At 55.3% G+C, this 12,710-nt stretch carries 9 protein-coding genes and 1 tRNA gene; 2 read left to right on the top strand and 8 right to left on the bottom strand.

Annotated elements, in window-relative coordinates; translation table 11 throughout:
- The first annotated feature begins 158 nt into the window (after positions 1 to 158).
- A protein-coding gene (locus tag ABGT79_RS08655; protein WP_346664755.1) for an IS5 family transposase occupies positions 159 to 913 on the top strand; the annotation gives its coding sequence in 2 pieces (ribosomal slippage) (positions 159 to 492 and positions 492 to 913; 756 coding nt in all).
- A 350-nt stretch (positions 914 to 1,263) separates the two neighbouring features.
- Positions 1,264 to 1,839 carry a hypothetical protein gene (locus tag ABGT79_RS08650; protein ID WP_346665844.1) on the top strand — a complete coding sequence of 192 codons (576 nt, stop codon included), beginning with the start codon at positions 1,264 to 1,266 and terminating at the stop codon, positions 1,837 to 1,839.
- Positions 1,840 to 2,144: 305 nt separating this feature from the next.
- On the opposite strand, the gene ABGT79_RS08645 is transcribed toward ABGT79_RS08650, so the two are convergent.
- From ABGT79_RS08645 to ABGT79_RS08610, 8 genes are all read right to left on the bottom strand, one after another.
- A complete protein-coding gene (locus ABGT79_RS08645) occupies positions 2,145 to 3,857 on the bottom strand; it encodes a DUF927 domain-containing protein (RefSeq protein WP_346665843.1) in 1,713 nt (570 codons plus the stop codon).
- Positions 3,858 to 4,027: 170 nt separating this feature from the next.
- Positions 4,028 to 4,192 carry an AlpA family phage regulatory protein gene (locus ABGT79_RS08640; RefSeq protein WP_346665842.1) on the bottom strand — a complete coding sequence of 55 codons (165 nt, stop codon included), beginning with the start codon at positions 4,190 to 4,192 and terminating at the stop codon, positions 4,028 to 4,030.
- A gap of 1,263 nt (positions 4,193 to 5,455) precedes the next feature.
- A complete protein-coding gene (locus tag ABGT79_RS08635; RefSeq protein ID WP_346665841.1) occupies positions 5,456 to 6,670 on the bottom strand; it encodes a phage integrase central domain-containing protein in 1,215 nt (404 codons plus the stop codon).
- Positions 6,671 to 6,857: 187 nt separating this feature from the next.
- Positions 6,858 to 6,951 (bottom strand) — tRNA-Ser (locus ABGT79_RS08630).
- A 298-nt stretch (positions 6,952 to 7,249) separates the two neighbouring features.
- Positions 7,250 to 8,179 (bottom strand): riboflavin biosynthesis protein RibF, encoded by a 930-nt coding sequence (gene ribF / locus ABGT79_RS08625; protein ID WP_346665840.1) that lies wholly within the window; start codon positions 8,177 to 8,179, stop codon positions 7,250 to 7,252.
- Positions 8,180 to 8,183: 4 nt separating this feature from the next.
- Positions 8,184 to 8,978 (bottom strand): thioredoxin domain-containing protein, encoded by a 795-nt coding sequence (locus ABGT79_RS08620; protein ID WP_346665839.1) that lies wholly within the window; start codon positions 8,976 to 8,978, stop codon positions 8,184 to 8,186.
- Between the two features lie 227 nt (positions 8,979 to 9,205).
- Complete coding sequence (locus tag ABGT79_RS08615) at positions 9,206 to 10,588, bottom strand: L-serine ammonia-lyase (protein WP_346665838.1); 1,383 nt, start codon at positions 10,586 to 10,588, stop codon at positions 9,206 to 9,208.
- Positions 10,589 to 10,696: 108 nt separating this feature from the next.
- Complete coding sequence (locus ABGT79_RS08610; RefSeq protein ID WP_346665837.1) at positions 10,697 to 12,526, bottom strand: cache domain-containing protein; 1,830 nt, start codon at positions 12,524 to 12,526, stop codon at positions 10,697 to 10,699.
- Between the last annotated feature and the right edge of the window lie 184 nt (positions 12,527 to 12,710).

The raw sequence follows: 12,710 nt of genomic DNA, 5'->3' as shown, positions 1-12,710 counted from the left end.
AAAAATTTTTTTCAAAACATAAGCACAGTATTTCTGCCAAGTTCTGATCAGTAACGAAGTCTCAGTCCTCATGAAAATAAAAGGGGCTGTCCTAGACTCAGGACTCATTAATTGCCAAAAGGATAAAAAGTTCTTATTGTCGGTATAGGGAGGATGCCATGAAGGAACTTTTTTATCTTTCTCATGAACAGATTGCTCGTATCAAACGCTACTTTCCTCGTTCCCACGGCATTCCGAGAGTCGATGACAGGCGTGTCGTCAGCGGCATTATCTATGTCATCAAGCATGGCCTGCAATGGAAAGATGCCCCGCGCGAGTATGGACCATACAAAACTCTCTACAATCGTTTTATCCGCTGGAGCCGATTGGGTGTCTTTAACAGGATTTTTGCGGAGCTTGTTGAACAAAACGGCTCCACAACACGCTTGATGATTGATACCACACATCTCAAGGCACACAGGACAGCAGCAAGTTTGCTGAAAAAAGGGGCCTTTCCCGATGTATCGGACGCACAAAAGGCGGCCTGAATTCAAAACTCCACGCTGTCTGCAATGCCTTCGGTCAACCGTTGGCCTTCCATCTGTCCGGCGGTCAGGTGAGCGACTACAAAGGCGCTGCTGTCCTGCTTGATACTCTGCCGCAGGCCAGGGAGCTTCTGGCGGATAGAGGCTATGATGCCGACTGGTTTCGTCATGCCTTGTCCCGTAAAGGAATCACGCCGTGTATTCCTGGCAGACACAGCCGAAAAACTCCGGTGGTCTATGACAAGGAGGTTTATAAGCAGCGGCACAAGATAGAAATCATGTTCGGCCGACTCAAGGATTGGCGCAGAATAGCCATGCGTTATGACCGTTGTGCACACACGTTCTTTTCGGCCATTTGTCTCGCTGCCATTGTCATCTTTTATATTTAATGAGTCCTGAACCTAAGGTATATTAACACTGGTATTACATATAAAAATATTATTTACGACTATACCAAAATCACTTTTAGAAAGGAGCTGTCATGTACTGCCCAAAGTGTTCATCAGATATGATGATACCGGTTGACTTCCGGTTCCTGTGGAACTTGTTCAACGTACACGTCCGTGGTCAAAAGATCCGGCATAACCGCCTCAGAAAACAACTTCTCTTCTGCCCTTGCTGCCGAAAGTTTTACATCATGTCGGATCTGTAGATCCGTATCTCTCACCTCATAACACCATCAACCGCAAATCGCCGGATTCCTCACGGAGTCCGGCTTTTGCTATTTAAGGAGGCTGTTATGCCAAACTGGGTATCCAACACCGTGACCCCGCTCAATGAAGCGGCTGTTTCGTTCACTCGTGAGCGCATTGTGGATGAGAAAGGCGAATTCTGCTTCAGCAGGCTTGTCCCTCTTCCGCGTGAGCTCTCAAAAACCAGTTCTCCGAACAGAATCGTTTCCCCCGAAGAAATGCAGGCGTTCAAGGATCGATATGTGGAACGGGTATGCACGGAGTATGAGCAGGAAGGACTGCTTTATGTTGAGCATCCGTCCGGCTTTATCGAAAGCTGCTGTACCGCCGAGTGTGCCCGAAATCTCATCAGCCGATTCGGAGCCGCAGACTGGTACACCTTCACAAACAGCCATTGGGGCTGCAAGTGGGATGCCTGCTGCCGGAAACATGACGACACCAGCTACTTCTTCGATACACCCTGGAGCTATCCTGAGACGTTTACGGAAGTCATGGCCACCTCATGCCCTGAAGGGTACTGGCAATGGCGATGGGAAGAGGAACAGGGCTTCGGCGGAGTCTTTGAGATCCGGAACGGAGTCATCGTTCACACCGACTCCTGGGATATCCCGGAAGAGGAATAATCCCATGCCTATCGGCAAACGATCTGTCTCTCCCTGATATTGTCCCTCATTATCCCCGTCAGTACCATATTCTGGCGGGGATTTTTTTATGCTGGCATACTTGTATCAAAAAATAGTGCCGACATTGACGACAGAAAAATTAATGGATCAATAACAACAGATTATGATCATTTTTTGTCGTCACTATCACTGACGACAAAGTGAAGACAACAGACGAATAATGTACGACACGCTGGACAGAGCTCAAAAAAAAGGAGCCCACCACATAAGCGGTGAACTCCCTGACTCGCTATTCTCGGGCCAGATTATTCGTTGTTCTGCTCCCTGTCAGCATTGGAACTCTTCGGACGCCTGGCAATGACATAGAAATGTTTCTTTTCAGAGCCGACCCTGACTTCCAGTGTGTTGCGCTCCCGGCCGCAGTGCAACCAGCCTTTGTCCTTGAGCCAGCGGATACTATCGCGAGAACTGGAGAACAGCGTTCTGAACGCGGACGGAAAGAAAAGGTATTCCACCTGATCGTCCACTTTTCGGGTAAAACCGTACTGCTTATTGACCGGCTTGGCCCCTCTGCCGAGCGGAACGAAATGCGCGGCGTCTCTATCCAGCGTAAGGATGAGCTTCTTGAAAAACTGATTTCTGAGCTTCTCCTCCGGCGTTTGATAGAGGTTCCTCCAGCTCGTGAAGCAGCTTCTGACCGCAGCTCCGACATTCATCGTTCCGGGAAGAATTCCGGCTTGCTGAGCGGCTTCTCCCGCTGCCCAGACTACAGCGAATCGAGTGGCAATACGCTGAACGGTTTCCTCCCTGTTTCCATCACGGGAGCTCAGCAGTAGCTGCTCTTTTTCTTTTCGCGCTGCCTGAAGAGTTTCCAGCTTGCTACGCATATCGGTTGTCAGCCAGGTTAAAAAGGCCCTGCCTGCGAAGCCCTGATTTTCCATGGCGAGGTCTTTGACAGCTTCAATGAAAGATGCTGCATCGGGATAGTCGTGCAGGCTTCTCAACATCTCCTTGCAAACCTGGATGGGGACAAACCGTACTTCCTGACCTGTTTTGGGCCCCTGTCTGGAAGCCATCTTTTCCGCAAGCCCGACCTCTCCCGTAGAAAGGAACAGAAGACGCCAGGAAGAAGAGCGCTGCTGCCTGCCTGACGGGGTAGATCTGCTTTTGCCTTCTCCGTTGGCCAGCATGTAGCAGATGTTTTCAAGCTGCCTGCCATTGACTTCGCCGATTTCATCCAGAAGAAGCAGACTGTCGTTATGGCTCTTCGCTACATGCTCCAGTCCGTTCTCGGTGGTTCGCCATGATCTGACTTTGTGCCCCCAAACGGTCGAGGCAACGGTGAGGGCCGTTGTCTTGCCCGAAGAGGACTTGCCCACGAAATGGAATCCTCCGCCTTCAACATTCAGGAGACGAAGCAGCGGCGCGGCAAATGCGCTGCAGAGAGCGAACTCCAGCCTGGTATTCCCACAAGCCAGCTCGGCAAGTTTCTTCCACCCCTCAAGAGTGCCCCGACACCTGTACATTTCCTGGTAGCCGTCAGAAGACAAGTAAGGAATGGTCTCCGCCGTCACTCCTACACTCTCCTCCGGGAGAACATACTGGCTATCCTGAAACCATCCGGGAGTCTGCACGTCAACGATAACCGGGAGTTCGTTCCTGATCTCCTGAAGAAAATCATGAAGAGACTTTCCATAATCAAGAGTGATGGGACACCCGTACCTGGGAAGAAGGGTAAAGTTTTTCGCCTTGTAATCGTCCTGGATTTTAGTTTCTGGAAGATTTTGCACCTGTATCCCCTTCGGGGTATTCCAGCGCATTTTTATGCTCCACTGACGGCTGGAGCCATCACAGCAGCGTCCCAACACCTCGATGCGGGGATGCTTTTCCAACGGCCCAACAGGGTAGGGAAAGCACTTGAGGTCTTTCGAGGGAGTCAGCTGAATAATGAAGGCGGAAGGCAGTTGAGAGTCGGTAAGAAGGGACCAAAAAAAATCATTATATGAACTCGTGAGCATAGAGACTCCAATGTGAATAAGAGCAGAGCCAGCAGAGACCAGCTCTGCCCAGGATGACAAGAGAGTACGTATGCATGCCGAGAAAGGCTGCATCAGGAGCAGCATAAGGATGGCTGATGAAGCGCAATAGCAAGCCTACCCTGTACGGCATGACGTACTCGAAGATAGGCCTAAAGAGAGAAGTCGCGCTTCTGCTCAACGAAGGCGAGAACTTCCTTCAGCGCCCAGACTGTTACACGAGTTGAAAGACAGAAAGGATCGGGCAGATTGCCCTCAGCCCGCCAATGCCAGATGGTTGATTGCCTGACACCTAAGACATCGGCGAGAACGGCCACACGAATACTCCGCGAAAAGCGCGGGCGATAGCTTGGCATAGTAAAACCTCAATACCGTGTGCCCCCGAAACAGGCACAGCCCTTCGCAGCAACGCAAGGAAGGCGCGCAACGACCTTGAAGCGAAGACGGCCCGAAAACGAGAGAAAACGGAAAACAGCAGGCTTCGGGAGAAACTCCCTGTCTCGAAGAGAAAAACTTAATTAGCTAAGATAGATCAGAAGTAATTCAAGTAATTAATTCAAGTGATTCGAGTAATTAATTCAAGTAATTCAAAGTATTGTAGCTAATCATGCTCATCCGGATGTACAGGCCGGACGGCTATTTCATAATTATATGGGTCAAAGCCCTTTGTTTTCTCAATCTCTGCAGTAGATCGGAGTACGCGTTGAGGTCCGCGTACACAAACTTCATAGGACCTCTTCCCAAAAAACGCAAGGGGAAATTGATATGGCATACGCAGTCCCACCAGTTCACCGGTAGGGGGCAGGGAATCCCCAACTTGAAACTTCCACCCCTCTCAAGGAATGCCATACAGGTAATATGCGCTGAACGCTCTTAAGGCAGCGAACCATCAGTCTCAAGTCCGCATACAAAAAAAGCCCTCACGCAAAGCGCAAGGGCATCTGTCACAAACTAGAAGTCGGCAGCCAACGGGGGCGTACTTTGCTTCCTCTTCTCTATGAGCTCACGAAGTTCCTCTTCGGACCAGCGTCTTACACGGGCAGAGAATAGGACACCGGGAGAAACCTTCCCTTGTTTGACCCATGACCAGAAGGTCGATCTACCGATACCAAGAAACTGAGCACACTCTTTTGCAGAAAAATAACGAAGCGGATACACCTGAGAACGAACTTTCATTTTTCCTTACCCTTACATGCAGCATATTCATAACACCCTCATCATCTTGTCATATTTCGTGTCATTAAGAGGTAGCCACTTGGAATATTTCATGTAAATTCAAAAAATAAAATCATGACGAACCCGCCGAACCTCAATATCTTCCCCCCTTGTCTTGCGGGCAGGAAGATCCCCGGCATTCCCTATCAATTATCAAAGAACAGGTAGATGGTGAATACAGCGCGGTCGCAATCGACTCGATCCCACTTCCACAAGGTCATATCTGGCTGGGGCTGTCATAACATGGAGGAAAACGACAACGACTCCCCCAAGCTTTTTCAGAGTATGATCACCACTGCTCCCCAGTCAAGCAATTTCCATGAACAGACGGATGCTTCACGAGATGCTCCCATCCCCGCCAACGCTCAGGCTGCCGCCCTCAGTTTGTCCAGATAATCAGCCCACTCCTGCATCATCTTTTGACGCTCCTTCAGGTACTGTGCTCGGTTATAGGGACGCCGGGAGTTATCTCTCTCGCTGTGTGCAAGCTGCATTTCAATGATATCGGATGGATACTGCTGCTCATTGAGCAGTGTCGAGGCCATAGCCCGAAAACCATGAATGCACATCTGGTCCTTATCATAGCCCAGACGTCGCAAGGCATTGAGAAGCCCCATATCGGAAATACACCGGGATCTGCTCTGAGGACTGGGAAAAACCAGTTCATCTGCTCCGGTCATACCATAAAGCTCCCCAAGGATAGCCAAGACCTGACGAGCCAGTGGAACCACATGGACTTTTTTCATCTTCATGCGCTCCGCCGGAATGGTCCACAGAGCCTTCTGGAAATCTATTTCCTTCCACTTTGCTCCACGCAACTCCTGAGAGCGTACAAAAACATACGGGAGAATGCGCAAGGCATATTTTATGGTAAAGCAGCCGTCGTACTCATCCAGTGCCCGGAGAAGCTGCCCCACCTGCTTTGGGTCAGTAATTGCCGCTCGATGCTGAACGGATCCCCCGGAAGACAATCCGGCCATGATCTCAGAAGCCGCATTGTGTTTCACATATCCGCAGGCAACGGCATAGGAGCATATCTGACGGGTTATCCTGGCCAGTCTTTTAGCCATGTCATAAGAACCACGATTTTCCACTTTCCTCAACGCATTAAGAATAGTGGGAGCGTCGATATCTTCCATGGCTACAGAGCCAAATGCAGGAAAAATCTGATTCTCCAGTCGATTCCTCAAAAGCTTCTTATACCCTTCCTGCTTGTCGAGACTCTTCTTTTCAAACCATTCCCGACCTACCTTCTCAAAGGTTAAGACCACCTTCCGTTTTTCAGCCTCTGCGTCGCTTTTCAGACGCTTTTTCTCCTCCTTGGGGTCAATCCCTTCAGCCAGCTTTTTCTTGGCTTCCAGCTTAAGCTCACGAGCTTTTTTCAGAGAAACATGAGCCAGCATTCCAAGGCACAGAGTATCTTCCTTGTCATCAGGCCTTCTGTATTTCAACCTCCATAACTTGCCACCGGCAGGCGTGACATACAGGTAGAGCCCTTCTCCATCTATAAGCTTGTAGGCCCTTTTCTGAGGCTTCGCCGTTTCGACTTCTTTAGCAGATAACATATTGACTTTTCGCATGATTTACTCCATTTGGGGGTATTTTCAAGGGCACCATCCGATATTTTCGCACGATACCCCCAAATGTACCCCCAATTTTGGGGGTACGTCCATGTTGCTTGCTGGATTATGCGGGACTTTGATTTTTAAAAAAAAATAAGTCCCACAAGGGTTTATGTACCTTATGGGACTTTCTCAGTATCTATCCTGGCGGAAAGGGTGGGATTCGAACCCACGTACCGGCTCATCACCGATAACTCGATTTCGAGTCGAGCGCGTTACGGCCTCTTCGCTACCTTTCCACAACCGTGTGTTGTACACGAAGACAGGCCCGCGGGCAAGCCTTTTTTCCGGGGCCGTGCCGCAACGGCCGCCCGCGCGCTGTCCCCGGTTATAGACGCAGCAGGACGCCGTGCGCCTGACGAGCAGCCAGACCTGCGGGCAGCCCGTGCCGCGTCCGGTCAGGTGCGGAATCTGTCTGCGACGCTGCAGATTCGTCGCCCAGCGCCGAAAAAAAAGACCCGCTTTCGAAAAGCGGATCCTTTTCAAATGCCTGACGAAGCGGCGCGGGGTTCAGACGAAACGCCGCCTCCGCAGCGCTCAGAGCGGAAGTCTGCGGCGCTCGTCCATGTCGGCGTGCAGCTGTGCTATGAGCGCGTCCAGCCCGTCGAAGCGACGATCCTGACGCAGTTTCGCAAGAAAGCGCACTTCCAGTTCCCTGCCGTAGATGTCGCCGGAAAAATCCATGATGTGCGTCTCCAAGGTCAGCGCGGAGCCGTCGAAGGTGGGATTCTTGCAGAAGCTCGTCACGGACATGCGCCACTCTCCCGCGCCTTCGCCGTCCAGCAGACGGGCCGACGTGGCGTACACGGCCGGGGCCGTCATGGCCTGCGTGTGGGGAACATCGAGATTGGCCGTGGGTATGCCCAGAAGCGGCCCTCCCCGACCTTCGCCGTGAACGACTTCTCCCTGCACGGAAAAAGGACGCCCGAGAAGCAGATTCGCCTCGTCAAGTCGCCCTTCGGCCAGTGCCTTGCGGATGCGCGTGGAACTCACGGGCGCGCCGTCCACAAGCACGGCTTCCACCTGCGTGACGTGCGGAATGCAGGCGCGCAGCGCATCCGCTCCGGCCTGATCCCGCCCCATGCGGAAATCGTATCCGACAAAAAGCTCGCTCACTGCCAGCGAATCCTCAAGCACATGACGACAAAAGTCATCGGCCCCGCGGGACGCCAGTTCCTTGGTGAACGGCAGCAGAAGCACGGCGTCGATGCCGAGCTCTTCCATGTATTCGAGCCGCTGCGCCGTGGAACACAGTTCCTTGGGCGCGCGGGCCGAAAGCACCGAAACGGGATGAGGATCAAACGTGATCGCCACGGAGGGCACCTGACGCTCGCGGGCGTTGTTCACCGTGCTGCTCAGCAGCGCCTGATGCCCGCGATGCACGCCGTCGAAATTGCCGACGGTGGCCGTGCAGGAAGTCCACGCCCCCTGCCTGCGGAGCGCGTTCGGATCGGAAGATACAATCATGAGTTTACTTGGCCGCCGTATGCTTGAGAGCCATTTCCACGGCGTCTATGAAGTTTTCCATGGGAAGCGCGCCGCGCAGCACCATATTGTTCACGAGAAAATACGGCGTGCCCACAAAGCCCAGCGCGTTGGCGTCGGCGGCGTCGCCCGCCATGAGGGCGTCGAGTTCCTTGGCCTTGCTCTTCACTGCGGCTTCCACGGCCTTGGCGTCAAATCCGGCCTCGGCGGCAATAGCGCGCATGGCGGAGAGCACGTCTTCTTCCACCTCCTTCTGACGGTCGAAGGTAAGCGCGTACATCTTCCACGCCTTCGCCCTGTCCATCTGATAGGCGGCAATGAACCATTCGCCGGCCACGCGGCCGGCCTGCGTCTTGGGTATCTGCTTGAACACGAGACGAATCTTGCCCGGATACCGCTTCATCAGATTGCCCACCGTGTAGGCGGCCTGATGGCAGTAGGTGCAGAGAAAGTCGGAAAAGGCGATAATCGTCACGGGCGCGTCGGCAGGTCCGCCCACGGGACGACCTTCCAGCGCCACCTGCTTGGGCTGATCGATTTCCGTTTCCCACTGACGCAGCAGCACGGCGCGACGGCGCTTGTCCGAGCCCTGCTGAACAATGTCGAGCAGCTCTTCGCTGTGATCCTTGAGCACGTTCAGAATAAGCTCAGGATGCTCCCTGAGCAGCGCCTCAAGCTGCGCGTTCATATCGGAGGAAGACGCGGCCTGAACCGGCGCAGCGACCATAAGTCCGCCGGAAAGCAGAAAAAGCGTCAGACATATATGACGAAGAAAAGACATAATCATCTCCTTTGGCGGGACTATATCTTTTTCATACCGGCCTGACAAGCCGCCGCAACGTTGCGGCCCGCAGGCACAGGATTGCAGCGCGGCGGGGCTTTTCTGCATGCCCGCTTCCCGGCGTTTTTTCGTTCAGAGCGCCGAAGCGCCCGGTCATGCATGGGCGGCCCGGCGAAAAGACGCCGCGTTTTCCGACGCGGGCCTCAGGCGGCCCAGATTCCGCGTCTTCAGCAGGTGACCATGCTCACGGCCAGGCCGCCCATGGAGGTTTCCTTGAACTTGTGGCTCATTTCCCGGCCGGTTTCTGCCATGGCGGCGATGGCGGCGTCCAGGGAAACGCGGTGCGACTCGGGGCGCGTGCCCGTGCTGATGAGCGCAGCGTTGAAGGCCTTGACCGCGCCCATGGCGTTGCGCTCGATGCAGGGAATCTGCACATAGCCGCCCACGGGATCGCAGGTGATGCCGAGATGATGTTCCAGAGCCACTTCGGCGGCGTTTTCCACGTAGCGGGAAGGATTGCCCTGCGCGTCGGTGAGCATGGCGGCGGCCATGGCGGAAGCCACGCCGATTTCGCCCTGACAGCCCACTTCGGCCCCGGCGATGCTGGCGTTGTGCTTGGCGATGAAGCCCACGGCCGCGGCGGCCAGAAAGCCTTCGCGGATGGCGCGGTCGCCGATGAAGAGATCGTGACGCATGGCGTACACGAGCGCGGGCATGACGCCCGCCGAGCCGCAGGTGGGCGCCGTGACGATGACCCCGCCCGAGGCGTTTTCCTCCGAGGCGGCAAAGGCGTAGGCGTTGAGTCCGGCAAGGAACTTGCCCGGGGAGGAATGAAGCGCCTGGGCCCGTTCCTGAAGCATGTGCGCCTTGCGCTCCACCTTGAGGGGACCGGCAAGGTAGCCGCTGCCGGCAAGACCGTGCCGCACCGATTCCTCCATTCTGTCCAGAATGTTGTTGAGCTGATCGATGATGGCCGGACGCGACGCCCCGGTGATGGCCGTTTCGTTGGCCAGCATGATTTCGTAGATGTTCAGGCCCTGAGTGCGCACGATGTTCCGCAGTTCCTTCATGTTGCTGTACGGATACACCGGATCGCCGAGTTCGGGAGCCTTCCAGCCGTCCCACTGCACGAAGCCGCCGCCCACGGAATAGTAAGCCTTGCTGAACAGCACTTCGCCGCCGGCGTCAAGCAGTTCGGCCACCAGCGTGTTGCTGTAGGGATAGTCGTGAACCACGGCGTCGTGAACGACGTCGGCCAGGGAAACCAGCGCGCTGCCCACGCCGAGTTCCACCTTGTGATCCTTGAGCGGCTCTTCGGACAGGCGGGCCAGATAGCCGGAAGGACAGTCTTCAGGACGCACGCCGAGCAGGCCCGCCAGCACGGCGGCGTCGGTGCCGTGTCCCGCGCCCGTGGCGCTCAGAGAGCCGAAGAGGCGCACCCGTATGCGGGAGGCGCGGGCAAGGATTTCGCGGGGAAGCTCGGCGCACGTGGAGGAAAAAAGACGACCGGCCGTCATGGGACCGATGGTGTGCGAGCTCGACGGGCCGGGGCCCACCTTGAACAGGGAAAAAAGCGATGTTGTGATGGGCCGCATGACGAGGCTCCTCATGACTGTGTTTTGCGCGGCGCTCCACAACCAGGATATCGCCGCAGGAAAAGGGCGGCCAGAGGCCGCCCCGAAAAGACATGTCCCCGTGTCCGGCACAGGGGCGGAAGACTACGCCTGCGCGTCTTCGTTCTTTTCTTCCGCTTCCAGATCTTCGGTGTGCTTGAGGAGTTCCTCCAGCTGAATGTCGCCGCAGAGCACGCCCACGATTTCATCGTTGTCGTCGGTCACGGCCTGCGACACGGAAAGAATGAGCGCGCCGGTGTACTGCGACTGATACACGTCGGTCACGTGCAGTTCGCCGTCCTGCATGGGCATCTTGAACCAGCCGCGATCGGAATAGTCGTAGCCGGGATCGGGCAGATGGCCGTACTTGGGAGCGTTCTCCTCATCCGTGACCACGGCCTGCAGCAGCTTGCCCTTGGCGTCGGTAAGCGTGATGAACTGGATGTAGGGGTAATGATCGGCAAAGCTCTGCATGGCGTTGCAGCGTTCCTGATCCGTGCGGCTTGCGCGGCAGGCCGCGGCCAGACGGGTCATGATGCCCGAAGCCAGACGACTGGCGATTCTCTTGAGCTTCTGCAGTTCGGAAACAAAGAGCTCGGGCATGTACTGCTTGACGAGGGCCAGCATTTCCTTATTGGAGAACGAGGTGTTTCGTCCGGCCTCGTAGGCCTGCATGATGGCGTTGTAGATCTGCCCCACGGCGGGATGCTTCTTGGTGACCTTCCGGCTGTCGTCGAGCTCAAGCTTGCTGTTGATCCAGTAGGCCACGCCCGCGCGGCCGGACTTGTCGGTGATGATGATGGGCACGGGCCGATTGAGAATCTTGGCCGTGTCGAAGATGTTGTAGATTTCCTCGTTCTTGGACAGGCCGTCCACGTGGACGCCCGCGCTCGTGGCGTTGAAGTCGCTGCCCACGAAGGGATAGTTCGGCGGAATGGTGTAGTCGAGTTCCTTGGCGAAGTACTCGGCGATTTCGGAAATGACCGTAGTGTCAGCCACGTCGTCGTTGCCGGTGAGGGAAATGTATTCCATGACCAGCGCTTCCACGGGCGTATTGCCCGTGCGTTCGCCGAAGCCGAGCAGCGCGCCGTTGACGGAGGCGCAGCCGTAGAGCCAGGCGGTGACGCCGTTGACCAGCACCTTGTGGAAATCGTTGTGACCGTGCCATTCCAGCCACTGACCGGGCACGCCGGCCTCGTCGGTGAAGGCGTGCACGATGCGCTGCACCGACCGCGGAAGGGCCGCGCCCGTGTAGGGCACGCCGAAACCCATGGTGTCGCACAGGCGAATCTTCACCGGCATGGAGGCCTTGCGGGCGAGTTCCATGAGCTTGGCGGCGAAGGGCAGGCAGAAGCCGTGGATGTCCGCGCGGGTGACGTCTTCAAAGTGGCAGCGCGGCACGATGCCCCATTCGAGGGCGCGTTCCACGATGCGCAGATAGTCGTCCATGGCCTGCTGACGGGTTTTGCCTAATTTAAGGTAGATATGATAGTCGGACACGCTGGTGAGCAGGCCCACCTCGTCGAACTCCATGTCTCTGGCGAGGCGCAGATCGTTCTCGTTGGCGCGTATCCAGCCCGTGACGCGGGGGAAGCGGTAGCCGCGGGCCCGACAGGTATCGATGGCCTTGCGGTCCTTGGCCGAGTACATGAAGAATTCCGAAGCCTGAATAAGGCCGCTCTTGCCTCCCAGCTTGTGCAGAAGATCAAATATATGGGCGATCTGCTTCACCGTGTACGGAGGTCGGGCCTGCTGGCCGTCGCGGAAGGTGGTGTCGGTGATGAAGCAGGGATCAGCGGGACTGGGCGTGATGATGGTGCCGTCGAATCCAATGCGCCCTATCTTGGTATAGGGGAAAAGTTCGCGGTAGAGCTGGGGTTCGGCCCTCTCTTCCAGACGAAGGCTGCGCTCAGAACTTTTCTTGAAAAGAATCATTGTACCTCCGAATATGGCCTCAAACTGGCAGGCCCTTTTGATAGGGGATGACGAATCGTATCTGTTAATGCTGGAAAAATAAAGTATTATGCCTCCTTTAAATTTTCCGCGCTCTCCGGCCCCGCCGAAGGCCTTTCCAGGAAAAAATAAATGGTCCGTCCTCTTTAGCTTGTTCTTTTTTTCT

It is taken from the genome of uncultured Mailhella sp. (assembly GCF_963931295.1).
In the GTDB taxonomy this organism is placed as follows: Bacteria; Desulfobacterota; Desulfovibrionia; order Desulfovibrionales; family Desulfovibrionaceae; genus Mailhella.
The sequence above is the reverse complement of the archived record's forward strand: the minus strand, read 5'-3'. Positions and strand labels throughout refer to the sequence as shown.

What these genes read in the sequence shown, in the direction of transcription:
- ABGT79_RS08620 (WP_346665839.1), bottom strand. Translation starts at nt 8,978, where the DNA reads ATGTCTTTTCTTCGTCATATATGTCTGACGCTTTTTCTGCTTTCCGGC.
- ribF (WP_346665840.1), bottom strand. Translation starts at nt 8,179, where the DNA reads ATGATTGTATCTTCCGATCCGAACGCGCTCCGCAGGCAGGGGGCGTGG.
- ABGT79_RS08645 (WP_346665843.1), bottom strand. Translation starts at nt 3,857, where the DNA reads ATGCTCACGAGTTCATATAATGATTTTTTTTGGTCCCTTCTTACCGAC.
- ABGT79_RS08650 (WP_346665844.1), top strand. Translation starts at nt 1,264, where the DNA reads ATGCCAAACTGGGTATCCAACACCGTGACCCCGCTCAATGAAGCGGCT.
- ABGT79_RS08615 (WP_346665838.1), bottom strand. Translation starts at nt 10,588, where the DNA reads ATGAGGAGCCTCGTCATGCGGCCCATCACAACATCGCTTTTTTCCCTG.
- ABGT79_RS08635 (WP_346665841.1), bottom strand. Translation starts at nt 6,670, where the DNA reads ATGCGAAAAGTCAATATGTTATCTGCTAAAGAAGTCGAAACGGCGAAG.
- ABGT79_RS08610 (WP_346665837.1), bottom strand. Translation starts at nt 12,526, where the DNA reads ATGATTCTTTTCAAGAAAAGTTCTGAGCGCAGCCTTCGTCTGGAAGAG.